This window comes from Enterobacter cloacae complex sp. IR5401 (assembly GCF_049238425.1).
GTDB lineage: Bacteria > Pseudomonadota > Gammaproteobacteria > Enterobacterales > Enterobacteriaceae > Enterobacter > Enterobacter hormaechei_C.
On sequence record NZ_JBMKHN010000002.1, the window covers coordinates 1 to 23758 of the forward strand.

Below are 23758 nucleotides of genomic sequence, written 5' to 3' on the forward strand. Positions count from 1 at the left end.
TGATGATCTGTTCGTCGGAAAAACGCTTCTTCATGGGGATGTCCTCATGTGGCTTATGAAGACATTACTAACATCGGGGTGTACTAATCAACGGGGAGCAGGTCAACAGCAATAGCAATCGAAGCCAATGAGCGACTAGCTGAACAGCGCACCAGGCAGGTTTTGGCTATCAGTGACAAAATCGCCTCCAGCAAAGGAAAGGCGATAACAACAAATACGTGGTTAGATCGTTATTGGATAATTCAGGATGAAAGACTGGAGAACGGTGATATCAAGCTGAACACTCATAAGCAAAAGGCTAAACCAGTAGCCCTACTTCGTGAGAGCGTGGGAATGAAATTGATTTCGTCCGTCGATGTTCGGGATGTTGCCCAGATACTGGAGTCCTATGTTGCAGAGGGCCAGCCACGAATGGCTCAGGTCATACGCTCAGTGTTAATTGATGTGTTCAAAGAAGCACAGCATTATGGCGAGGTACCGCCGGGTTATAACCCGGCTCTTGCTACAAAACAACCGCGCCGGCGGGTTACCCGACAACGTCTTAACCTCGACGAATGGCAAAAGATTTTCGAGATAGCTGATGCCCGCCATCAATACATGGGCAATGCAATGCTATTGGCTCTCGTTACTGGCCAACGCCTTGGGGATATTTCCAACATGAAGTTTAGCGATATTTGGGATGACCATCTTCATGTTGTTCAGGAAAAGACTGGAAGCAAGCTAGCGATCCCACTATCTCTTAGACTTAACGCGATTGACTGGAGTTTGAGGGATGTAGTTGCGCGTTGCCGTGACTATGCAGTGAGTCCATACCTTATCCATTTCTTCCGGGCGACCTCAATGGCCGAACGAGGTGCGCAGGTGAAGTCGAACACAATAACAATGAATTTCAGTAAGGCCCGTGATAAAGCAGAAATAAATTGGGGGGATGGAACACCAGCAACGTTCCACGAACAACGATCTTTAGCGGAACGTCTTTATGAAGCTCAGGGCATCGATACGCAAAAACTTCTGGGGCATAAATCGCCTAATCAGACAGCTCGCTATCATGATGACCGAGGTAAGGCATGGACTTTTGTAGGATTATGACTAAGGGCATTTTGAAATGCCCACTATCTAGATAATATTTTTTAACTTGCATTTAGTGAACAATGCCAGCGCATCAACATTATCCCCCCAAGCCTTAATGTCGTAAAATAATACATGGACATCACTTACAAGTCGGTCCACAGGTAAATTATCAAAAAGAGAGTATTCCTCAATGTAAATTTTGAACTTGGAACCGTGCTTAGAAATGCCATTGTAATATAATATCATAAGTTCATAATTTGATATTTGCGCGCGCAAAATATTTGCATATTTTTTCTTGTCGGAATCTTTAATCGATGATTCATGAATGAATTTATAAAGATTATATATATACCTATAATAATGCGAGAAATTACTAGAGCGGTGTTTAAAGTATTCCCAGAATTTTTCAGAATAAAAAAACAGCTCATTTTCTAACACAAACATTGAATGGTTTAAATCAGATATTGTATTTATATTATAGGTTAATTCACAATGAGATTTAAATCTTCTATAATGATAAGTGAATACTGCTCTCCCCTCACGCTCTTTTGTTTGCTTCCCAGCAGGGACTTTCATATCATTTATAATCGTTTGCAAGATAGATAACATATTAAAAAATGAGTTTTCAAAATCTCTGAGCTTCTCAGATTCCGCCCTTAATTTTGAGTCGTTTTCAATTTTATTAGTAGCATCTAACTGCAATTTGATTGTCCATATCACCCCACAAAATCCTAATGCCGAAAAGATGGAAGTAAATGTTCCCCATGAGTCGCCAAAAGAACCTCGTTGTTCCAAATTCATACCAGTAAACGGCCAAATATCATTCATTAAAAGATAACTATAACCATAACTAATTAGCAGTCCCACACTAATAAGCGTCAAAGCACGTAACATATCAATCCCTAACCTTGTTATTTTGATAACTTATTTTGATAAAATTTTGATAACCGTTAGAAAGCTAATAATAAAAACGGGAACCAAGTGGCTCCCGTTCATGTTTAATCCACCAAGTGGATTACATGTTCGCGATAATCGCGTCGCCAAACTCTGAGCATTTCAGCAGCTTAGCGCCTTCCATCAGACGTTCGAAGTCATAGGTGACGGTTTTCGCGTTGATCGCGCCTTCCATACCTTTAACGATCAGGTCTGCGGCTTCGAACCATTCCATATGACGCAGCATCATCTCTGCGGACAGAATGATAGAGCCTGGGTTGACTTTATCCTGGCCTGCATATTTCGGTGCAGTACCGTGAGTGGCTTCGAACAGGGCGCACTCGTCACCGATGTTCGCGCCCGGGGCGATACCGATACCACCCACCTGTGCTGCCAGCGCATCGGAGATGTAGTCACCATTCAGGTTCATACAGGCGATCACGTCATACTCAGCAGGACGCAGCAGGATCTGTTGCAGGAACGCATCGGCAATCACATCTTTAATGATGATCTCTTTACCGGTGTTCGGGTTCTTAATTTTCTGCCATGGGCCGCCGTCGATCAGTTCACCGCCGAACTCTTCGGTCGCCAGCTGGTAGCCCCAGTCTTTGAACGCGCCTTCGGTGAACTTCATGATATTGCCTTTGTGCACCAGGGTCACAGAGTCACGATCGTTGGTGATAGCGTATTCGATGGCGGCACGCACCAGACGCTTGGTCCCTTCTTCGGAGCACGGCTTGATGCCGATGCCGCAATGCTCAGGGAAGCGAATTTTCTTCACGCCCATCTCTTCGCGCAGGAATTTAATCACTTTTTCTGCGTCAGCAGAGTCCGCTTTCCATTCGATACCCGCGTAGATGTCTTCAGAGTTTTCACGGAAGATAACCATGTCGGTCAGTTCCGGGTGCTTAACCGGGCTTGGAGTGCCCTGGTAGTAACGCACCGGACGCAGACACACATACAGATCCAGTTCCTGACGCAGCGCCACGTTCAGGGAGCGAATGCCGCCGCCAACTGGCGTGGTCAGAGGGCCTTTGATAGCAACGCGATAGTCGCGGATCAGGTCCAGCGTTTCGGCTGGCAGCCAGACGTCCTGGCCATAAACTTGAGTGGATTTTTCACCGGTGTAAATTTCCATCCAGGAAATTTTACGCTCGCCTTTGTAGGCTTTCTCAACAGCGGCATCAACCACTTTCAGCATCGCCGGGGTAACGTCTACACCGATACCGTCGCCTTCAATGAACGGGATAATCGGGTTGTGAGGAACGTTAATCTTGCCGTTTTGCAGGGTGATCTTTTTACCTTCCGCCGGAACAACTACTTTGCTTTCCATTAACCTCTCCTTCGAGCGCTTCTGGTTGTTACTGATCTTATGTTAATAAATTGTAATGAGCCTTCCGATAGTACCTGATTGTCCGACGCCATGAAAGGTCTTCGTTATTAGGCTATAATGCGGCAATTGATAACGCCTGAAAATACCATGACGAAAACTTCTTTTAGAAAACACCGGGTTGAGCGATTCAGCTCACGACAAGCCACCAGAAGAACGCCAGAACCCCAGCCAACGCGGGTCATACTGTTCAATAAACCCTACGATGTATTGCCGCAGTTTACCGACGAGGCCGGGCGCAGCACGCTGAAGGACTTTATCCCCGTACAGGGAGTCTACGCAGCGGGACGCCTGGATCGCGACAGCGAGGGGCTGCTGGTCCTTACCAATGACGGCGTGCTCCAGGCCAGGCTTACTCAGCCGGGCAAACGTACCGGAAAAATTTACTATGTGCAGGTTGAAGGCGAGCCGGACGACGCGTCGCTGGCAAAGCTGCGCAACGGCGTAACGCTGAACGACGGTCCCACCCTGCCGGCTGGTATTGAACGTGTGAATGAACCCGAGTGGCTGTGGCCGCGCAACCCGCCGATTCGTGAGCGTAAATCCATTCCTACCAGCTGGCTTAAAATCACCCTTTATGAAGGCCGCAACCGACAGGTCAGGCGCATGACTGCGCATGTGGGCTTCCCTACCCTGCGACTCATTCGCTACGCCATGGGCAGCTATACGCTGGACTCGCTGGCAAACGGGGAATGGCGGGATGTTACCCCTAAGGAGAACTGATGTTTAAACCTCATGTTACGGTCGCCTGCGTGGTCCACGCGCAGGGGAAATTCCTGGTGGTGGAAGAGACCATTAACGGCAAAGCGCTGTGGAACCAGCCAGCCGGGCATCTTGAAGCCAATGAAACCTTATTGCAGGCAGCGAAACGCGAGCTCTGGGAAGAGACGGGTATCCGCGCCGAACCGCAGCACTTTATCCGTATGCATCAGTGGATAGCGCCTGACCAGACACCTTTCCTGCGCTTTTTATTCGCCGTTGAGCTTAACGAAACGTGCGCCACTGAACCGCACGACGACGATATCGATCGCTGCCTGTGGGTGACCGCAGAGGAGATCCTGAACGCGCCAAACCTGCGCTCGCCACTGGTTGCGGAAAGCATCCGCTGCTGGCAGTCTACGGCGCGCCTGCCGCTGGATGTCATTGCAGAATTTAACTGGCCGTTTACAGAGGGTGTCAATGGTGGGGGGGCGTGATAGAATACGCCGCCTTGAAGTTCAATGTCGTGAGTATTCCATGTCAGATAACAGCCAGAAAAAAGTAATCGTCGGCATGTCCGGCGGTGTCGATTCCTCCGTTTCCGCCTACCTGTTGCAGCAACAGGGCTATAAGGTGGAGGGCCTGTTCATGAAGAACTGGGAGGAAGACGATGGCGAGGAATACTGCACTGCCGCTGCGGATCTCGCCGATGCGCAGGCCGTGTGCGATAAGCTCGGCATCGAACTGCACACCGTTAACTTTGCCGCAGAATACTGGGACAATGTTTTTGAACTCTTCCTCGAAGAGTACAAAGCGGGCCGCACGCCAAACCCGGATATCCTGTGCAACAAAGAGATCAAATTCAAAGCCTTCCTGGAATTCGCTGCGGAAGACCTGGGCGCAGACTACATTGCGACCGGCCACTACGTGCGTCGCGCGGATGTGAATGGCAAAAGCCAGCTGCTGCGCGGCCTGGACGGCAATAAAGATCAGAGCTACTTCCTCTATACGCTGAGCCACGAACAGATTGCCCAAAGTCTGTTCCCGGTCGGCGAGCTGGAAAAGCCGGAAGTGCGTAAGATTGCTGAAGATCTGGATCTGATCACCGCGAAGAAAAAAGACTCCACCGGTATTTGTTTTATCGGCGAGCGTAAATTCCGCGAGTTCCTGGGGCGCTACCTGCCTGCACAGCCGGGCAAAATCGTCACCGTTGACGGTGATGAGATTGGTCAGCACCAGGGACTGATGTACCACACTCTTGGCCAGCGTAAAGGTCTGGGCATCGGCGGCACCAAAGAGGGCAGCGAAGATCCGTGGTACGTGGTCGACAAAGACGTCGAAAACAATATTCTGGTTGTGGCTCAGGGTCACGACCACCCGCGCCTGATGTCCGTTGGACTGATCGCGCAACAGCTGCACTGGGTCGATCGCGAGCCGCTGAAAGGCACGCTGCGCTGCACAGTGAAAACGCGCTACCGCCAGACGGACATCCCTTGCACCGTAACCGCACTGGATGACGATCGCATTGACGTGCGTTTCGACGAGCCGGTTTCCGCCGTTACCCCTGGCCAGTCTGCTGTTTTCTACAGCGGCGAAATTTGCCTCGGCGGTGGGATCATTGAACAGCGCCTGCCGCTGCCTGCTGTTTAAACCGTTTGCACACATAAAGGAGACCGTGTGGCGAAGAACTATTACGACATCACCCTGGCGCTGGCGGGAATTTGCCAGTCAGCCCGTCTGGTGCAACAGCTGGCGCATCAGGGTCATTGCGACGCTGACGCCCTGCACGTTTCACTTAACAGCGTTATCGACCTCAACCCAGGCTCCACGCTGGGCGTCTTTGGCGGCAGTGAAACCAATCTTCGTCTCGGTCTTGAAACTCTGCTCGGCGTGCTCAACGCCAGCAACCGTCAGGGGTTGAATGCGGAACTGACCCGCTACACCTTAAGCCTGATGGTGCTGGAACGTAAGCTGAACGCGGCAAAAGGCGCAATGAATACCCTGGGCGATCGCATCGCCGGGCTACAGCGCCAGCTCGACCACTTTGACCTCCAGTCTGAGACCCTGCTGAGCGCGATGGCCGGTATCTACGTTGACGTGATTAGCCCGCTCGGCCCGCGTATTCAGGTCACCGGTTCGCCTGCCGTATTGCAAAGCCCACAGGTACAGGCGAAGGTACGCGCTTCGCTGCTGGCAGGCATCCGTGCCGCCGTGCTGTGGCAACAGGTCGGCGGTGGCCGCCTACAGTTAATGTTTTCTCGTCATCGCCTGACGACTCAGGCAAAACAAATTCTTGCTCATTGTTAACCTCCCGGAGTTGCGAATTATGGAATTATCCTCACTGACCGCCGTATCCCCTGTCGATGGACGCTACGGCGATAAAGTCAGCGCGCTGCGCGGGATCTTCAGCGAATATGGCCTGCTGAAGTTCCGTGTTCAGGTCGAAGTATGCTGGCTGCAAAAGCTGGCCGCCCAGACAGCAATCAAGGAAGTTCCTGCTTTTGACGCAAAGGCAAACGATTACCTTGATAAAATCGTTGCTGAGTTCAGCGAAGAAGATGCCGCGCGCATTAAAACCATCGAACGCACCACCAACCACGACGTGAAAGCAGTTGAATACTTCCTGAAAGAGAAAGTGGCATGCGTCCCTGCCCTGCACGCGGTATCTGAATTTATTCACTTCGCCTGTACGTCTGAGGATATTAACAACCTGTCTCACGCGCTGATGCTCTCTACCGCGCGGAAAGAGGTGGTACTCCCTTACTGGCGTAAAATCATTGATGCGGTGAAAGCGCTGTCCGTGGAATACCGCGACATTCCGCTGCTGTCCCGTACTCACGGCCAGCCAGCAACCCCATCCACCATGGGTAAAGAGATGGCGAACGTGGCGTACCGCATGGAACGCCAGTATCGTCAGCTGGAGCAGGTTGAGATCCTCGGCAAAATCAACGGCGCGGTGGGTAACTACAACGCCCACATCGCCGCGTACCCGGAAGTGGACTGGCACCAGTTCAGCGAAGAATTTGTGACCTCTCTGGGGATCCAGTGGAACCCGTACACCACCCAGATTGAGCCGCACGACTACATCGCCGAGCTGTTTGACTGCATTGCGCGCTTCAACACCATCCTGATCGACTTCGATCGTGACGTATGGGGTTACATCGCCCTGAACCACTTCAAGCAGAAAACCATCGCCGGGGAAATCGGTTCGTCCACCATGCCGCACAAAGTGAACCCAATCGACTTCGAAAACTCCGAAGGTAACCTGGGTCTGGCGAATGCCGTGTTGCAGCATATGGCGAGCAAGCTGCCGGTATCCCGCTGGCAGCGCGACCTGACTGACTCCACGGTGCTGCGTAACCTGGGCGTAGGTATTGGCTACGCGCTGATCGCCTACCAGTCCACCCTGAAAGGTGTGAGCAAACTGGAAGTTAACCGCGACCGTCTGCTGGACGAGCTGGATCACAACTGGGAAGTGCTGGCGGAGCCGATTCAGACCGTGATGCGTCGTTACGGCATTGAAAAACCGTACGAGAAACTCAAAGAGCTGACCCGCGGTAAACGCGTTGATGCTGAAGGTATGAAACAGTTTATCGACGGTCTGGCGCTGCCAGAAGAAGAAAAAGCGCGCCTGAAAGAGATGACCCCGGCAAACTATATTGGCCGCGCCATTACTATGGTTGACGAGCTAGAGTAATCGCCCTTCCCCCTTTCCATCCGGAAAGGGGGCTGTTTTACATCATCGAGTTGATGTTTTCACGTCACATTACCTGTTTTGCCGGGATTAAAGCCTGCCGTCAGGATGGTTGTTAATTTTCGTCGTGGAATAACTTTCCGGAATATACCGTTTTAAGCCGAACGGGCACAGTTTGAACTGGCACGGGGTTTCAGCCGTGCACGGACGATCCATCTCTTGCCGGTTGCCTGGACACGCGTTTTTCTGTTTGAACCCCATCCAGCCTATGGATGTAAAGGGCATTGCCTGCGCTATCCATACTCTACGGCGTCGATCGTTAATCAGGATCCCCTGGTTTGAGGTGGTGATGATTTCACCTGTACGAACGTAATAATCTCCCTTTAACCACAGGATATAATTCAGGCCATACTGTGTTTCAACTTTGCAAAAGATAGTTCCGCTTTCCGGGCTCGCAATAGTCTCAACAACCTTCCATTCCATAAAACCCTCTTTACTCGCTATATTGCTGTTTTGTCGTGTAAAAATGCTGCTTTTCTGGCACATCTTATGCAAATCTAATTTCGCACCATAAAATAAGCGTAGACAAAGGCAGACATAGTGAGAACATCCTTACAAAAAAAAGGGCAATCTTTACAAAACTGGCGTGACCCTTCTGTCAAAAAAGCGACTCGCCTTCAACATTTCATAAACGGATGGCTGTTTTATCCGGATTGCAGAAGCTTGCGAAAACAAGTCCGTTTATATTACCCGCGCCTGGCGTCATGCCCCCTGTGTTCTGGAGCATGCAAAAAAATCATTTAATTTCATCGCGCTGGTGTCAACCTGAATAATCAGCGTTAAACTATTCATACCATTTATAAAGGGAGAAATGATGATGCGCGTACTGGTTGTTGAGGATAACGCATTGCTACGTCATCACCTGAAAGTTCAACTTCAGGAGATGGGTCATCAGGTGGACGATGCTGAAGACGCAAAAGAGGCCGATTATTATCTCAATGAACACCTGCCGGACATCGCCATTGTCGATTTAGGGCTACCGGATGAAGACGGATTGTCCCTTATCCGCCGCTGGCGTAGCCATGACGTTTCCCTGCCGGTGCTGGTGCTAACTGCCCGTGAAGGCTGGCAGGACAAGGTTGAAGTCCTGAGCGCTGGCGCGGATGACTACGTGACCAAACCCTTCCATATTGAAGAAGTCGCCGCGCGTATGCAGGCGCTTCTGCGCCGCAACAGCGGGCTGGCGTCGCAGGTGATCTCTCTGCCGCCATTCCAGGTGGATCTCTCCCGCCGCGAATTTTCTATTAATGATGAAGTGATCAAGCTGACCGCATTCGAATACACCATCATGGAAACGCTGATCCGTAACAACGGTAAAGTGGTGAGCAAAGATTCCCTGATGCTTCAGCTCTATCCGGATGCCGAACTGCGCGAAAGCCACACCATTGACGTGCTGATGGGCCGCCTGCGTAAAAAAATTCAGGCGCAGTACCCGCATGACGTGATCACCACCGTGCGTGGTCAGGGCTACCTGTTTGAATTACGCTAAATGAAAGGGATTTTGCGTCACATTTTACCCCTTTCGCTGCGGGTTCGCTTTTTGCTGGCAACCGCCGCCGTCGTGCTGGTGCTGTCGCTCTCTTACGGGATGGTGGCGCTGGTCGGGTATAGCGTGAGCTTCGATAAAACCACCTTCCGCCTGCTTCGCGGCGAAAGTAACCTGTTTTATACCCTGGCGAAGTGGGAGAACAACCGAATCACCGTCGAGATGCCGGAAAACCTGAATCAGCAGAGCCCGACGCTGGCGCTGATCTACGATGAAAAAGGGAAATTGCTGTGGGCCCAGCGCGATGTCCCGTGGCTGAAAAAGCGCATCCGTCCGGAATGGCTGAAAACCAACGGTTTTCATGAAATAGAAGCCGATCTCAACTCCACCAGCAGCCTGCTGCGTGACGATCGCGCCTTACAGATCAAGCTTAATGAGATCCGTGCCGAAGATGACGACACGGAGATGACCCACTCTGTGGCCATCAACCTTTATCCCGCCACCCTGAACATGCCGCAGTTAACCATTGTGGTGATCGATACCATCCCGGTTGAGCTGAAACGCTCATATATGGTATGGAACTGGTTTGTGTATGTTCTGGCTGCCAACCTGCTGCTGGTGATCCCTCTCCTGTGGGTTGCTGCATGGTGGAGCCTCCGCCCGATTGAATCCCTTGCCAAAGAGGTGCGCGAGCTGGAAGAACATCACCGCGAGAAGCTGAACCCGGAAACTACGCGCGAACTGACCAGCCTGGTGCGCAACCTCAACCGCCTGCTGAAAAGCGAACGTGAACGCTACGACAAGTATCGCACGACGCTCACCGACCTTACGCACAGCCTGAAAACCCCGCTGGCGGTGATGCAGAGTACCCTGCGTTCCATGCGCAGTTCGAAAATGAGCGTGGATGATGCAGAGCCGGTGATGCTGGAACAAATCAGCCGTATTTCACAGCAGATCGGCTATTACCTGCACCGCGCGAGCATGCGCTCCGGAAGCGCTCTGTTGAGCCGTGAACTGCACCCGGTAGCCCCGCTGCTGGATAACCTCACCTCGGCGCTGAACAAGGTGTACCAGCGTAAAGGGGTCAACATCAGTCTGGATATCTCACCGGAAATTAGCTTTGTTGGCGAGAAGAATGACTTTATGGAAGTGATGGGAAACCTGCTCGATAACGCCTGCAAATATTGTCTGGAGTTTGTCGAGGTCTCCGCGCGGGTAACGGATAACGAACTGCATATTATCGTTGAGGATGATGGTCCTGGCATTCCCCGTAATAAACGCGAAGTGGTGTTCGATCGCGGCCAGCGCGCCGATACGCTGCGGCCAGGCCAGGGCGTCGGATTATCCGTCGCCAGGGAAATTGTCGATCAGTACGAGGGCAAGATTGAAACCGGTGAAAGTTTGCTGGGCGGAGCCCGGATGGAAGTCATTTTTGGCCGCCAGCATCCCGTATCGAACGATAGTTGACCCGGAATGTGAAAAATACGCGGATCTCGCAGCCAGGGAGCGGGGCTTCCGTTATAATCCGACTCAGTAAGAGCCTGCGGAATACATAAATATGGATTATCAATTAACGCTTAACTGGCCCGACTTTATTGAACGTTACTGGCAAAAACGCCCGGTCGTTCTTAAACGCGGGATCAGCAATTTTATCGACCCTATTTCTCCTGACGAACTCGCTGGTCTGGCGATGGAAAACGAGGTAGACAGCCGTCTGGTAAGCCACCAGGACGGGAAATGGCAGGTCAGCCACGGTCCCTTTGAAAGCTACGATCACCTGGGCGAAAACAACTGGTCTTTACTGGTGCAGGCGGTCAACAACTGGCACGAACCTACCGCAGCCTTAATGCGTCCCTTCCGCGCCCTGCCAGACTGGCGAATGGACGATCTGATGATCTCCTTCTCCGTTCCCGGTGGCGGCGTGGGTCCGCATCTGGATCAGTACGACGTGTTTATCATTCAGGGTACCGGTCGCCGTCGCTGGCGCGTGGGCGAAAAAGTGCCAATGAAACAGCACTGCCCGCACCCGGATCTGCTCCAGGTTGATCCGTTTGAAGGGATCATTGATGAAGAGCTGGAGCCAGGTGACATTCTTTATATCCCACCGGGCTTCCCGCATGAAGGTTATTCCCTGGAAAACTCGCTGAACTATTCGGTTGGTTTCCGCGCGCCAAGCGGGCGCGAGATGATCAGCGGATTTGCTGACTATGTTTTACAGCGTGAGCTGGGCAGTTACCGTTACAGCGATCCGAACGTTCCGGCGCGTGAGCATCCGGCGGATATTCTGCCAGAGGAGCTGGATAAGCTGCGCGGGATGATGCTGGATCTGATCAACGAACCGGAGCACTTCAGACAGTGGTTTGGCGAGTTTATCAGCCAGTCGCGTCACGAACTGGACGTCGCACCGCCAGAGCCGCCTTATCAGGCAGATGAAATTTATGATGCGCTCCAGCAGGGCGATAAGCTGGTTCGTCTGGGCGGATTACGTGTACTGCGCATTGGCGAAGAGGTATTCGTCAACGGCGAGCGCCTGGACTCTCCGCATCGCCCGGCGCTGGAAGCAATTGCCAGCCATATGGTGCTGACTGCGGATACCTTTGGCGACGCGCTGGACGATCCCTCCTTCCTCGCCATGCTGGCCGCGCTGGTTAACAGCGGGTACTGGTTTTTTGAGGACTGAACCATGATGTTTGCCGGGTGGCAGCTACGCCTTACCCGGCCTACAAAAGCCGTTCCTGTAGGCCCGGTAAGCGAAGCGCCACCGGGCTTTTTTTACCGCTTCGCGGTTAACTCCGCTATCCGCACAATCACCTGCACCGCTTTCTCCATCCCTTCCAGCGTCACGAACTCATGCTTGCCGTGGTAGTTATATCCACCGGTAAACAGGTTCGGGCACGGCAGGCCCATAAACGACAGCTGTGAACCATCGGTTCCACCACGGATCGGTTTCATCACCGGCTCGATGTCACAATCGCGCATCGCCTGCTGGGCGATATCAAGAATGTGCGGATGTTCCATCACCTTCTCGCGCATATTGTAATAGCTGTCTTCGATGATGAGCTCAATATAGCAATCCGGATGTAGCCCCTTGCCGACTTTTTTCGCGATCTCCATCATCTTACGCTTGCGCGCTTCAAAGGCTTTGCGGTCGAAATCGCGGACAATATAGTGCATCTGCGCGCTGTCCACGGTCCCCTTGATGCTGGTCAGATGATAAAAACCCTCATACCCTTCCGTCATCTCCGGGCTTTCTTCGGCGGGCACTTCCGCATGAATACGCGCAGCCAGCGACAGTGCATTCACCATCACTCCTTTCGCAGAGCCCGGGTGCACGTTATTCCCGACGATTTTGATCGTTACCGATGCCGCGTTGAAGTTTTCATACTCAAGTTCACCCACGCCGCCACCGTCAACGGTGTAGGCCCATTGCGCGTTAAACGCCTCAACGTCAAAGTGTTTCGCGCCTTTTCCAACCTCTTCATCCGGCGTGAAGGCCACGCGGATATCGCCATGCGGGATATTTTTGCCCTTCAGCACCGCCAGCGCCGTCATGATCTCGGCGATGCCCGCTTTGTCATCGGCCCCCAGCAAGGTTTTGCCGTCGGTGGTGATTAACGTCTGCCCCAGCAGCTGATGCAGTACCGGGAACATCACTGGCGACAGCACTTCGTCGCCAATGCCCAGTGCTATATCACCGCCGCGGTAGTTTTCAACAATCTGCGGATTAACGTGTTTACCGCTAAAATCAGGTGAGGTATCGACATGAGAAATAAAGCCAATTGCCGGGATATCGCCGTCAATATTCGCCGGCAGCGTTCCCATCACGGTCCCTTTTTCGCTGAGCGTGACGTCAACCAACCCCATAGCCTCCATCTGCTCTTTCAGCAGATTTAGCAGCTTCCACTGGCCTTCGGTGCTTGGCACCTGTCGGACCCCCGGCTTAGATTGGGTATCCAGCGAAACGTAATGTAAGAAACGCTCAAGTAGTTTATCCATGCAGTCACCCTCACTTTTTGTGACAACATTATCATTAAGCAGCAAAACGCAAATATTGCGTCAGGTCACTTTTATCCCGCAAACGAGAACTTTTTACGTTTATATCGTTCTGCGTTAATAAATGTAGCTTATGAATAAGTGAGAAGGATTGGCGATTCAATGGGTTTGCCGTAGAATGTCCGCCCTCATTACGAGTCACCAAGGTGGTTACACACAAACCCCGCTTCAGTCTGCTGCCTGAGGCGTCTATATGGGACAGCGCGAAAATTGAATACACAACACCGTTCCCTTTCACCGCTGGTGCAACTGGAACGAATTCGTAAAAGTTTCGATGGCAAAGATGTCATTTCCGACCTTAATCTGACCATCAATGACGGTGAGTTTCTCACGCTGCTCGGCCCCTCCGGCTGCGGCAAAACCACCGTCCTGCGCCTTATCGCCGGGCTGGAAAGCGTCGATAACGGCCATATCCATCTTGAGAACCAGGACATTACCCAGGTTCCTGCCGAAGATCGCCACGTCAATACCGTCTTTCAGAGCTATGCCCTGTTCCCGCACATGACCGTGTTTGAGAACGTGGCGTTTGGCCTGCGGATGCAAAAAACACCGGCCAGCGAGATCCCGCCTCGGGTTACCGAAGCCCTGCGCATGGTGCAGCTGGAGGCATTCGCCCAGCGCAAGCCTCATCAACTTTCCGGTGGTCAGCAGCAGCGTGTGGCCATTGCCCGCGCCGTGGTCAACAAACCTCGCCTGCTCCTGCTGGATGAATCCCTTTCCGCGCTGGACTACAAGCTGCGCAAGCAGATGCAGAACGAGCTGAAAGCACTTCAGCGTAAGCTCGGGATTACGTTCGTGTTTGTCACGCACGATCAGGAAGAAGCCCTGACCATGTCAGACCGTATCGTGGTGATGCGCGACGGCAAGATTGAGCAGGATGGCACCCCGCGTGAAATTTATGAAGAGCCGAAAAACCTGTTCGTCGCCAGCTTCATTGGTGAAATCAATATTTTCAACGCCACGGTGATTGAGCGTCTGGACGAGCAGCGCGTGCGCGCGAACGTGGAAGGCCGCGAATGCAACATCACGGTGAACTTTGCCGTGGAAAAGGGGCAAAGGCTCAACGTCCTGCTGCGCCCGGAAGATCTCCGCGTTGATGAAATCCACGACACGGCTGACGTCGAAGGTCTGATCGGTTACGTTCGCGAACGTAACTACAAAGGGATGACCCTCGAATCCGTGGTCGAACTGGAAAACGGCAAAATGGTGATGGTCAGCGAATTCTTTAACGAGGACGATCCGGACTTCGACCACTCGCTGGATCAGAAAATGGTCATCAACTGGGTAGAAAGCTGGGAGGTTGTACTGGCTGATGAAGAACACAAGTAAGTTCCAGAATGTGGTGATTGCCACGATCGTCGGTTGGCTTGTGTTGTTTGTCTTTCTTCCCAACCTGATGATCATCGTGACCAGCTTCCTGACCCGCGACGATGCGAACTTCGTGGCGATGGTCTTTACGCTGGACAACTACGCGCGCCTGCTCGATCCGCTCTATTTTGACGTGCTGCTGCACTCGCTCAATATGGCGCTGATTGCCACCCTCGCCTGCCTGGTACTGGGGTATCCGTTCGCCTGGTTCCTGGCCCGCCTGCCGCAAAAAGTGCGGCCGCTGCTGCTGTTTTTACTGATTGTGCCGTTCTGGACCAACTCGTTAATCCGCATCTACGGGCTGAAAATCTTCCTCAGCACCAAAGGTTATCTGAACGAGTTTCTGCTGTGGCTGGGGGTGATCGAGACGCCGATCCGCATCATGTTCACCCCGGGCGCGGTGATTGTCGGCCTGGTCTATATCCTGCTGCCGTTTATGGTGATGCCGCTCTACTCCAGCATTGAAAAGCTCGATAAACCGCTGCTGGAAGCAGCGAAAGACCTGGGCGCCAGTAAGTTACAAACCTTTGTCCGCATCATTATTCCGCTGACCATGCCGGGTATTATCGCCGGCTGTCTGCTGGTCATGCTGCCTGCGATGGGGCTGTTCTACGTCTCGGACCTGATGGGCGGGGCGAAAAACCTGCTGATCGGTAACGTGATTAAGAGCCAGTTCCTTAACATTCGCGACTGGCCGTTCGGCTCGGCCACCAGCATAACGCTGACGGTGGTGATGGGGCTGATGCTGCTGGTTTACTGGCGTGCCTCACGCCTGCTGAATAAGAAGGTGGAGCTGGAATGATCGGTCGACTGCTTCGCGGTGGTTTTATGACCGCCATTTATGCGTATCTTTATATTCCGATAATCATTTTGATCGTGAACTCCTTTAACAGCTCGCGCTTCGGGATCAACTGGCAAGGGTTTACCACCAAATGGTATGGCCTGCTGATGAACAATGACAGCCTGCTACAGGCCGCTCAGCACTCGCTGACGATGGCGGTATTCTCTGCCACCTTCGCGACGCTGATTGGCTCGTTGACCGCCGTGGCGCTGTACCGCTACCGTTTTCGCGGTAAGCCGTTCGTCAGCGGTATGCTGTTTGTGGTGATGATGTCCCCGGACATCGTGATGGCCATTTCACTGCTGGTGCTGTTTATGCTGCTGGGCGTCCAGCTCGGTTTCTGGTCGCTGCTGTTCTCGCATATCACCTTCTGTCTGCCGTTTGTGGTGGTAACCGTCTACGCGCGTCTGAAAGGGTTCGACGTTCGCATGCTGGAAGCGGCGAAAGATCTGGGTGCCAGCGAGATGACCATTCTGCGCAAAATCATTCTGCCGCTGGCGATGCCCGCCGTGGCAGCAGGATGGCTGCTCAGCTTTACCCTGTCGATGGACGACGTGGTCGTGTCCTCCTTCGTCACCGGGCCGAGCTATGAAATTCTGCCGTTGAAGATCTACTCAATGGTTAAAGTCGGTGTTTCACCCGAAGTGAACGCGCTGGCGACTATTCTGTTGGTGTTATCGCTGGTTCTGGTGATTGCCAGCCAGGTTATTGCTCGTGATAAAACAAAATCTCAGGGGACACAGAAATGAAAAAAATGCTTGCCGCTGCGGCACTGGTGCTCGGAATGGGCGCTGCGCATGCTGATGACAGCAAAACGCTCTATTTCTACAACTGGACCGAGTATGTGCCGCCGGGCCTGCTGGAGCAGTTCACCAAAGAGACAGGCATCAAGGTGATCTATTCGACCTACGAGTCGAATGAAACCATGTACGCCAAGCTCAAAACCTATAAAGATGGCGCGTATGACCTGGTGGTGCCGTCGACCTATTTCGTCGACAAGATGCGCAAAGAAGGCATGATCCAGAAGATCGACAAAACGAAGCTAACCAATTTTTCTAACCTCGATCCTGAGATGCTAAACAAGCCGTTCGACCCGAACAACGACTACTCCATTCCGTACATCTGGGGCGCGACGGCAATTGGCATCAACAGCGATGCCATTGATCCCAAAACGGTTTCATCCTGGGCTGACCTGTGGAAGCCGGAATACAAAAGCAGCCTGCTGTTAACCGACGATGCGCGCGAAGTGTTCCAGGTGGCGCTGCGTAAACTCGGCTATTCCGGCAACACCACCGATCCGAAAGAAATCGAAGCAGCGTATAACGAACTGAAAAAGCTGATGCCAAACGTGGCGGCGTTCAACTCGGATAACCCGGCTAACCCGTATATGGAAGGTGAAGTGAATCTGGGGATGGTCTGGAACGGCTCTGCGTTTGTGGCGCGTCAGGCCGGGACGCCGCTTGAGGTGGTCTGGCCGAAAGAGGGCGGCATCTTCTGGATGGACAGCCTCGCGATCCCGGCGAATGCGAAAAACGTCGAGGGTGCCCTGAAGCTGATCAACTTCCTGCTGCGCCCGGATGTGGCAAAAGAGGTGGCGGAAACTATCGGCTACCCGACGCCAAACCTGGCCGCACGGAAGCTTTTAAGCCCTGAAGTGGCAAATGATAAATCGCTTTATCCGGACGCTGAAACCATCAGCAAAGGGGAATGGCAGAACGACGTCGGTGACGCGAGCCGCCTGTATGAAGAATATTATCAGAAGCTAAAAGCAGGCCGTTAATGCATAACGGGCGACGCAATGTCGCCCGTTACTCTTATAGCCCCTTCAGGAATTTATCCACAAAGGCTGGCACCACCTCGCTCGCCAGACCGTAATGTTTCTCTTCAAACTCACTCCCGACCTGGCTTGGCTCCAGATTAAGCTCCACCGTATGGGCACCTTGAAGTCGCGCTTCGTGAACAAATCCCGCCGCCGGATAGACATGTCCTGAAGTACCAATGGCGATAAAGACGTCCGCCATGGCCAGGGCGCTGTAGATCTCATCCATTCCCAGCGGCATTTCGCCAAACCAGACCACATGCGGACGCAGACGCGAAGGGAACTGACAGCAGTGGCAGCGGTCTTCGTCCAGCACGTCCTCTTTCCACTCCAGCACCTGACCACTCCATGCGCACCGCACCTTGAGCAGTTCGCCGTGCATGTGAATGATGTTGTGGTTTCCTGCCCTTTCGTGAAGATTGTCGATGTTCTGCGTGACCAGCAGAAAACGATCCCCCAGCGCTTCCTCAAGCTTTGCCAGCGCCAGGTGCGCCGCATTCGGCGCAATCTCCGGCTGCTGAAGCTGGCGACGGCGGGCGTTGTAGAACGCCTGCACCAGCGCCGGGTCGCGGGCGAAACCTTCCGGCGTCGCCACATCTTCAACTCGGTGTTCTTCCCACAGTCCATCCGCTGCGCGGAAAGTCTGAATACCGGATTCGGCGGAGATCCCCGCCCCGGTCAACACCACCACTCTGGGTTTATCCATCGCTTCTGGCATCATCCTGTCTCTGAAAAAGATCCGCTGACGCAGGCGTTCACGTAAGCGGCGTTTATTTTTGCGAAAACGGCTGAGTCGACCCTGGCGACGCGACAGCATAATAACCTCGTAAACTAATCGGTGAGATGAAGGAATGCGGCTCCGCGCATGCCTCCTGCGTCCCCGTGTCGCGCACGCTCAATGCGCGGCACGCGGGCGACCGGCAATAAATGTCGGGTCAGACGCCCGGACAACTGTTCCGTAATCGCAGTGAAATTTGACAGCCCTCCCCCGATCACCAGCAGATCCGGATCGACGATAGTCAGGATATTCCCCAGACACACCGCCAGCAGATCCAGATAGCGCTCGACGTGCTCACGCGCCTGCGCATCCCCCTGCTCCCACAGGGTAATGATTTGAGGGGCCTCAAGTTTCTGATGATAGAAGTGTTCGTAAAGCCATGCAAACCCGCGGCCTGATAGGTAGTTCTCAATACAGCCGTGCTGCCCACAGCCGCAGCGGGTCAGCGGGAAATCACGTCCGACGACCTCCAGAGCATCCACCGGCAGGCGGATATGGCCAAATTCGCCGGTGATGTAGCTGCGGCCGGTGATGGGCTTACCGTTGATGACAATCCCGCCACCGACGCCCGTTCCGAGGATCAGCCCCATCACCAGCGGATAGCGACGAAACTCGTCGTCCCATGCTTCTGAGAGAGCAAAACAGTTGGCATCGTTATCTAAGCGCACGTCGCGTTCTAGGAGCGCGGAGAGATCGGCGCGAAGGGGTTTGCCGCTGGCGGCAGGCACGTTGGCCGCGTACAGCGTGCCGTCGTCGATTTCGGGCATACCCGGAATACCAATGCCAACGCTGCCTTTGACGCCAAAGCGTTCATCCGCTTGCGCCACCAGCGCGGCAATGGCGGTTAAAAATTCATCGTAGCTTTCGCGCGGCGTGGGGACGCGGGTTTCCCATTGTAGCTTAAGATCTTTATCGAACACGCCGAGCGCAATCTTGGTGCCGCCAATATCAAATCCGTAATACATGATGCATTCCTCTGTTTGATTCAGCGGCCAAAAGACCGCTAAACCATGACGAAATTACTGGCCACTTAATACCCTCGCCGGATCAATTCGGCTAGCGCGACGCGCCGGATACCAGCTTGCCAGCAGACTCAGTAAAAGTGCTGTAACCAGCACATAAATAACGTCCAGCCAGTGCAGTTCAGACGGCAGGAAGTCAATAAAATAGATATCGCCTGACAGGAACTGATGGCCAATAAGCGCTTCAATCCCGTTGATAATCGGCGTCAGCTGAAGGGAAACCACCACGCCGATCGCCACGCCGCAGAGGCTGCCAAACAGCCCCGCCAGTAAACCGTACCAGACGAAGATGGCGCGAATAAGACCGTCTTTCGCCCCTAAGGTACGCAGCACGGCGATGTCGCCGCTCTTATCCTTAACGGCCATCACCAGCGTCGAGACGATATTAAAACACGCCACCCCAATCACCAGCACCATCGCCAGATACATAATCGCGCGGATCATCTGGATATCACGGTACATATACCCGTAAGTGCCGATCCAGCTTTTGATGTAGACATAGTTATTGGTCACGCTGCCAGCGTCACGCACCAGTTTATTGGCGTTGAAGACGTCGTTAACCTTAATGGCAATGCCCGTCACGCTGTCGCTCATATCCAGATACTGGCGTGCATCTTCCAGCGGCACCATCGCGAAGCTGTGATCGAGCTGGCCGCTCAGCTGCAAAATACCGGTGACGTGCAGACGTACGCGCTTAGGCTGCTGCAATTTGTGATCAGCGCTGGCGTTCGGGATCATGATCGAGACCCAGTCGCCCTGCTTCACCTTCAGCGCATCGGCAACGCCTTTGCCCATGATAATCTGCTGCTCGCCGGCCTTAAAGTTTGCCCATGCGCCATTTTGCACATAGCGCGGCAGCGCGCTCAGACGCTCTTCCTGACGAGGATTTACCCCTTTCACCTGAATGGCGCGCAGGTTTACCCCGCTCTCTACCAGCCCGGTAAAGTTAATGTAAGGTGCAGCCGCCGCAATACCGGGCACCTTTTCCACTTTGTTCAGGGCATCCTGCCAGTTGGACCACGGCTGGTTAACCGGCTCGATTTCACCGTGAGGGACAACGGCCAGAATGCGGTTATTCAGTTCACGCTCAAAGCCGTTCATGGCGCTTAAGCCCACAATCAGCACCGCCACGCCCAGGGCGATACCGATGGTGGAGATCACGGAGATAAGGGAAACCATCCCGCTCCGGCGACGACCGCGGCTAAAGCGTAACCCGATGAGTAACGATAACGGTGAAGCCATTACTCCGCTCCCATCAGCGTCAGTTCAGCATTCAGACGACCGTCGCGCATTTCCAGCTGACGCCCCATCCGCTTAGCCAGTTGTAAATCGTGGGTGACCACCAGAAACGCGGTTCCCTGCGCGGCGTTCAGTTCGCCGAGAAGCTGGAAAATGCTGTCTGCGTTACGCGCATCGAGGTTACCTGTCGGTTCATCCGCCAGCACCAGGCGCGGGTTGTTGACCAGCGCACGGGCGATGGCCACACGCTGACGCTCACCGCCGGAAAGCTCAGACGGACGGTGATTCCCGCGATGACCCAGCCCTACCGCTTTTAGCATGTCGCTGGCGCGGGCATTAATTTCCGCGGGTTTCTTTTTACCAATCAGCAGCGGCATTGCGACGTTTTCCAGCGCCGTAAAGTCCGGCAGCAGATGGTGGAACTGGTAGATAAAACCTAGCTCACGGTTACGCAGCTCGGCTTTCGCCGTAGACGACATTTTACTCAGCGGCTGCCCGGAGAAGATCACATCGCCTTCGGTTGGCGTGTCCAGCCCGCCAAGCAGGTGCAACAGCGTACTTTTACCGGAGCCGGAGCTGCCGACAATCGCCATCATCTCGCCTTCGCCCACGCTAAAACTCACATTGTGCAACACGTCGGTCTGCACAGTGCCTTCCTGATAGCGTTTGGACAGGTTGTCGCACTGCAACAGGATCTTATTCATAACGTAAAGCCTCAGCGGGTTGAGTGGCGGCAGCCCGCCAGGAAGGATAAAGCGTAGAAAGCAGCGCAATGGCCATCGCGGCCAACGCAATACCGACCACCTGGAGCGGCTCGATAGCCACCGGCAGCGCCGCGCCATCAAGCAGCGCGCCGATAATCGGCATGAGATTGTTGAGCTGGCTGGCGAGCAGCGCCCCCAGCGCCGCACCGAGCAGCGCGCCGATGATGCCGGCGCTGGCGCCCTGGACCATAAATACCGCCATGATCTGGCGCGGAGTCAGCCCCTGGGTTTGCAGAATGGCGACTTCGCCTTGCTTCTCCATCACCATCAGCCCGAGCGAGGTGATGATATTAAACGCGGCAACGGCCACGATCAGGCTCAGCAGCAGCCCCATCATGTTTTTCTCCATGCGCACGGCCTGGAACAGTTCGCCTTTCCGGTCGCGCCAGTCCTGCCATTTCGTCCCTTCCGGTAGCGTCTGCTGGCTGAGGGTATCCACCTTCAGCGGCGCATCAAGCCACAGACGCCAGCCGGTAATATTTCCCGCGGGGTAGCGCATCAGACGCGAGGCGTCCTGAATGTTCACCAGCATCTGGTAACCATCAACTTCGCTGTTCGCCGCAAACGTGCCAATCACGTTGAACAGGCGCTGGCTTGGCAGACGCCCCATCGGCGTAAACTGACTGGCTGACGGCACCATCACGCGCAGCTGATCGCCACGGTTGACCCCGAGCTGCCCGGCAAGCTGCTCGCCGAGGATGACGTTGTATTTACCCGCTTCCAGGTCGGTTTGTTTCACATTGACCAGGAACGGCGTCAGCGGATCTTTTTGCGCGGGATCGATACCCAGCATCACCCCGACCGCCACGCTACGGGCGCTTTGCAGCACCACATCGCCCGTCGTGAGCGGCGCAACGCGCGTGACACCCTGTAACTTCACCGCGCTTTCCGGCAGCTGTTGCGGATTAACGGAACCCTGAGTGGAAGAGAGAACGGCCTGCGGCATCAGCCCCAGGATATTGTTTTGCAGCTCGCGCTCGAAGCCGTTCATGACGGAAAGCACCGTCACCAGTGCCATCACGCCAAGCGTAATGCCAATAGTCGAAAGCCAGGAGACAAAGCGACCGAAGCGGTCCGCGGCGCGCCCACGCATGTAACGTAAGCCTATAAAGAGTGCGACAGGTTGATACATGAAATCCGTCTGTTTGCTGATAGCAGACCCACGAGTATATAAGCGAATCCGTTAAGCGTAAATGACTGAAACCGTAAGATTCGGTAATCATTTTTCCGAAAAATTCAGATAAATCATCATGCTACTGACTGAACTTCCGCCAGACAGTCTCCACCTTTTCCGAAAATCGTCCTGATACAGACTGTTACCCATTACATCAGGGCTTCATTTTACAACAATCGGCGTTTCGTTTATGGCAACAAGGTCGTCACGCACCATGAAACAAAAAGCATTATGGATTAACCAGATAAAAGGCCTGTGCATCTGCCTGGTGGTAATTTACCACTCGGTGATCACCTTTTATCCTCACCTTGACGGGCTACAGCATCCGTTATCGGGCCTGCTCGCCAAATGCTGGGTCTACTTTAATCTTTACCTTGCCCCGTTCCGTATGCCGGTGTTTTTCTTTATCTCCGGCTATTTGATCCGTCGTTATATCGACGAGGTGAACTGGCGCACCAGTCTCGACAAGCGGATCTGGAGCATCGTCTGGGTTTTGGCCCTGTGGGGCGTCCTGCAATGGCAGGCGCTGACCCATCTGAATGCCTGGCTCGCCCCAGAGCGAGAACTGGCGACAGCATCCAATGCGGCCTACGCCGATTCCGTTTCAGGGTTTGTACTGGGAATGCTCACGGCCAGCACCAGCCTGTGGTATTTATACGCGTTAGTGGTCTACTTTACGCTCTGTAAGCTGCTGAGCCGCTGGAAACTGCCGATGCTGGGGATTCTGGCGCTGGCAAGCATCGCAATCAACTTCCTGCCGTTACCGTGGTGGGGAATGAACAGCGTGGTGCGCAACATGATCTACTACAGCCTCGGCGCATGGTACGGCGCGCAGTTGATGGCGTGGATGAAAGGGATGAATTTGCGCCGCAGCTGGCTGGTACTTCTCGCCTCTGGCGCGGTGTCGGTAGTGCTGTGGTTCGCTAATGTTCCTCTGCCGCTCTCACTGCTGTCGATCGTGGTCATCATGAAGCTCTTTTACAGCTTCGAGCAGCGTTATGCCGTTCATCCCAATAATCTGCTGAACGTCATCGGTTCAAACACCATCGCGATTTATACCACCCACCGCATTTTAATTGAGGCGTTTAGCCTGCTCCTGATTCGCGAAATGAATGCGGCGTACTGGCCGATCTGGGCGGAGTTAACGCTGATTCTGGTCTATCCGTTTATCAGCCTGCTCGTCTGCACGCTGGTTGGGCTGGGGGCACGTAAGCTCTCAACCGCCCTCTTTGGCGATCTTTTCTTCTCCCCTCCCGCGCGGCTTTCTCCACAGACTGCTACCCGTTAATCTCCTCGGCCCCCATCCGGGGGCACTTTCCCTCTTGTGCGGTTACGATTTGCTTATGCATAACGATCGAGGATAATAA

Annotated in this window: 22 protein-coding genes and 1 pseudogene; 14 read left to right on the forward strand and 9 right to left on the reverse strand. The window is 53.7% G+C overall.

Translation table 11 applies throughout. The features are described from left to right. Nucleotides 1–96: 96 nt before the first annotated feature. Nucleotides 97–1089 (forward strand): annotated as a pseudogene (locus ACOTX1_RS03010) (tyrosine-type recombinase/integrase); the annotation flags it as partial. 27 nt (nt 1090–1116) lie between these two features. Here the strand turns inward: ACOTX1_RS03010 and ACOTX1_RS03015 are convergent. Further along, complete coding sequence (locus tag ACOTX1_RS03015) at nt 1117–1965, reverse strand: putative phage abortive infection protein (RefSeq protein ID WP_023315826.1); 849 nt, start codon at nt 1963–1965, stop codon at nt 1117–1119. 121 nt (nt 1966–2086) lie between these two features. Next, entirely contained in the window at nt 2087–3337 is a 1251-nt protein-coding gene (icd, locus tag ACOTX1_RS03020) for an NADP-dependent isocitrate dehydrogenase (protein ID WP_003857898.1), read from the reverse strand. Nucleotides 3338–3454: 117 nt separating this feature from the next. Between icd and rluE the strand changes: the two genes are divergently transcribed. Genes rluE through purB form a run of 5 tightly spaced genes read left to right on the forward strand, consistent with a single transcriptional unit; the run spans nt 3455 to nt 7790 of the window. Continuing rightward, nucleotides 3455–4117, forward strand: coding sequence for a 23S rRNA pseudouridine(2457) synthase RluE (gene rluE / locus ACOTX1_RS03025; RefSeq protein WP_022650805.1), 663 nt, complete (start codon nt 3455–3457; stop codon nt 4115–4117). Further along, nucleotides 4117–4590, forward strand: coding sequence for an NUDIX hydrolase (locus ACOTX1_RS03030; protein ID WP_022650804.1), 474 nt, complete (start codon nt 4117–4119; stop codon nt 4588–4590). The genes rluE and ACOTX1_RS03030 overlap by 1 nt, the downstream gene beginning before the upstream one ends. 40 nt (nt 4591–4630) lie before the next feature. Further along, nucleotides 4631–5743, forward strand: a complete 1113-nt coding sequence (mnmA, locus tag ACOTX1_RS03035; RefSeq protein WP_032103856.1) for a tRNA 2-thiouridine(34) synthase MnmA — start codon at nt 4631–4633, stop codon at nt 5741–5743. 27 nt (nt 5744–5770) lie between these two features. Next, nucleotides 5771–6400 (forward strand): high frequency lysogenization protein HflD, encoded by a 630-nt coding sequence (hflD, locus tag ACOTX1_RS03040; RefSeq protein WP_006809213.1) that lies wholly within the window; start codon nt 5771–5773, stop codon nt 6398–6400. A 19-nt stretch (nt 6401–6419) separates the two neighbouring features. Further along, nucleotides 6420–7790: an adenylosuccinate lyase gene (gene purB / locus ACOTX1_RS03045; RefSeq protein WP_023315825.1), complete on the forward strand. Its 1371-nt coding sequence runs from the start codon at nt 6420–6422 to the stop codon at nt 7788–7790. Nucleotides 7791–7877: 87 nt separating this feature from the next. On the opposite strand, the gene ACOTX1_RS03050 is transcribed toward purB, so the two are convergent. Then, nucleotides 7878–8270, reverse strand: a complete 393-nt coding sequence (locus tag ACOTX1_RS03050; protein ID WP_022650801.1) for a hypothetical protein — start codon at nt 8268–8270, stop codon at nt 7878–7880. 394 nt (nt 8271–8664) lie between these two features. Between ACOTX1_RS03050 and phoP the strand changes: the two genes are divergently transcribed. From phoP to ACOTX1_RS03065, 3 genes are all read left to right on the forward strand, one after another. Next, complete coding sequence (gene phoP, locus ACOTX1_RS03055; protein ID WP_026094318.1) at nt 8665–9336, forward strand: two-component system response regulator PhoP; 672 nt, start codon at nt 8665–8667, stop codon at nt 9334–9336. Further along, entirely contained in the window at nt 9337–10800 is a 1464-nt protein-coding gene (gene phoQ / locus ACOTX1_RS03060; RefSeq protein ID WP_015570801.1) for a two-component system sensor histidine kinase PhoQ, read from the forward strand. It abuts the gene before it with no gap. A 91-nt stretch (nt 10801–10891) separates the two neighbouring features. Continuing rightward, on the forward strand, nt 10892–12013 hold the full coding sequence (locus tag ACOTX1_RS03065) for a cupin domain-containing protein (protein ID WP_023315824.1): 1122 nt from the start codon (nt 10892–10894) through the stop codon (nt 12011–12013). 92 nt (nt 12014–12105) lie between these two features. On the opposite strand, the gene pepT is transcribed toward ACOTX1_RS03065, so the two are convergent. Then, nucleotides 12106–13329 carry a peptidase T gene (pepT, locus tag ACOTX1_RS03070; RefSeq protein WP_023315823.1) on the reverse strand — a complete coding sequence of 408 codons (1224 nt, stop codon included), beginning with the start codon at nt 13327–13329 and terminating at the stop codon, nt 12106–12108. Between the two features lie 237 nt (nt 13330–13566). Between pepT and potA the strand changes: the two genes are divergently transcribed. Genes potA through potD form a run of 4 tightly spaced genes read left to right on the forward strand, consistent with a single transcriptional unit; the run spans nt 13567 to nt 17375 of the window. After that, a complete protein-coding gene (gene potA / locus ACOTX1_RS03075) occupies nt 13567–14715 on the forward strand; it encodes a spermidine/putrescine ABC transporter ATP-binding protein PotA (RefSeq protein WP_166726884.1) in 1149 nt (382 codons plus the stop codon). Next, nucleotides 14699–15556 (forward strand): spermidine/putrescine ABC transporter permease PotB, encoded by an 858-nt coding sequence (gene potB, locus ACOTX1_RS03080; protein WP_017693625.1) that lies wholly within the window; start codon nt 14699–14701, stop codon nt 15554–15556. Before potA ends, potB begins: the two co-directional genes overlap by 17 nt. Continuing rightward, nucleotides 15553–16344 (forward strand): spermidine/putrescine ABC transporter permease PotC, encoded by a 792-nt coding sequence (potC, locus tag ACOTX1_RS03085; protein ID WP_015570805.1) that lies wholly within the window; start codon nt 15553–15555, stop codon nt 16342–16344. Before potB ends, potC begins: the two co-directional genes overlap by 4 nt. Then, nucleotides 16341–17375, forward strand: coding sequence for a spermidine/putrescine ABC transporter substrate-binding protein PotD (gene potD, locus ACOTX1_RS03090; protein ID WP_022650796.1), 1035 nt, complete (start codon nt 16341–16343; stop codon nt 17373–17375). Before potC ends, potD begins: the two co-directional genes overlap by 4 nt. Before the next feature lie 34 nt (nt 17376–17409). On the opposite strand, the gene cobB is transcribed toward potD, so the two are convergent. From cobB to lolC, 5 genes are read right to left on the reverse strand one after another with little or no spacing between them, the layout of a single operon-like run. Continuing rightward, nucleotides 17410–18231, reverse strand: coding sequence for a Sir2 family NAD+-dependent deacetylase (cobB, locus tag ACOTX1_RS03095; protein WP_003857915.1), 822 nt, complete (start codon nt 18229–18231; stop codon nt 17410–17412). 14 nt (nt 18232–18245) lie between these two features. Then, a complete protein-coding gene (nagK, locus tag ACOTX1_RS03100; RefSeq protein ID WP_023315821.1) occupies nt 18246–19157 on the reverse strand; it encodes an N-acetylglucosamine kinase in 912 nt (303 codons plus the stop codon). 54 nt (nt 19158–19211) lie between these two features. After that, nucleotides 19212–20456 carry a lipoprotein-releasing ABC transporter permease subunit LolE gene (lolE, locus tag ACOTX1_RS03105; protein WP_003857918.1) on the reverse strand — a complete coding sequence of 415 codons (1245 nt, stop codon included), beginning with the start codon at nt 20454–20456 and terminating at the stop codon, nt 19212–19214. Beyond that, nucleotides 20456–21157 (reverse strand): lipoprotein-releasing ABC transporter ATP-binding protein LolD, encoded by a 702-nt coding sequence (gene lolD / locus ACOTX1_RS03110; RefSeq protein ID WP_015570809.1) that lies wholly within the window; start codon nt 21155–21157, stop codon nt 20456–20458. Before lolD ends, lolE begins: the two co-directional genes overlap by 1 nt. Next, the gene (gene lolC, locus ACOTX1_RS03115) at nt 21150–22349 is read right to left on the reverse strand and encodes a lipoprotein-releasing ABC transporter permease subunit LolC (protein ID WP_017384712.1); all 1200 of its coding nucleotides are present in this window, start codon (nt 22347–22349) and stop codon (nt 21150–21152) included. Before lolC ends, lolD begins: the two co-directional genes overlap by 8 nt. Before the next feature lie 256 nt (nt 22350–22605). Between lolC and ACOTX1_RS03120 the strand changes: the two genes are divergently transcribed. After that, nucleotides 22606–23679 carry an acyltransferase family protein gene (locus ACOTX1_RS03120; RefSeq protein WP_023315820.1) on the forward strand — a complete coding sequence of 358 codons (1074 nt, stop codon included), beginning with the start codon at nt 22606–22608 and terminating at the stop codon, nt 23677–23679. Nucleotides 23680–23758: the final 79 nt, after the last annotated feature.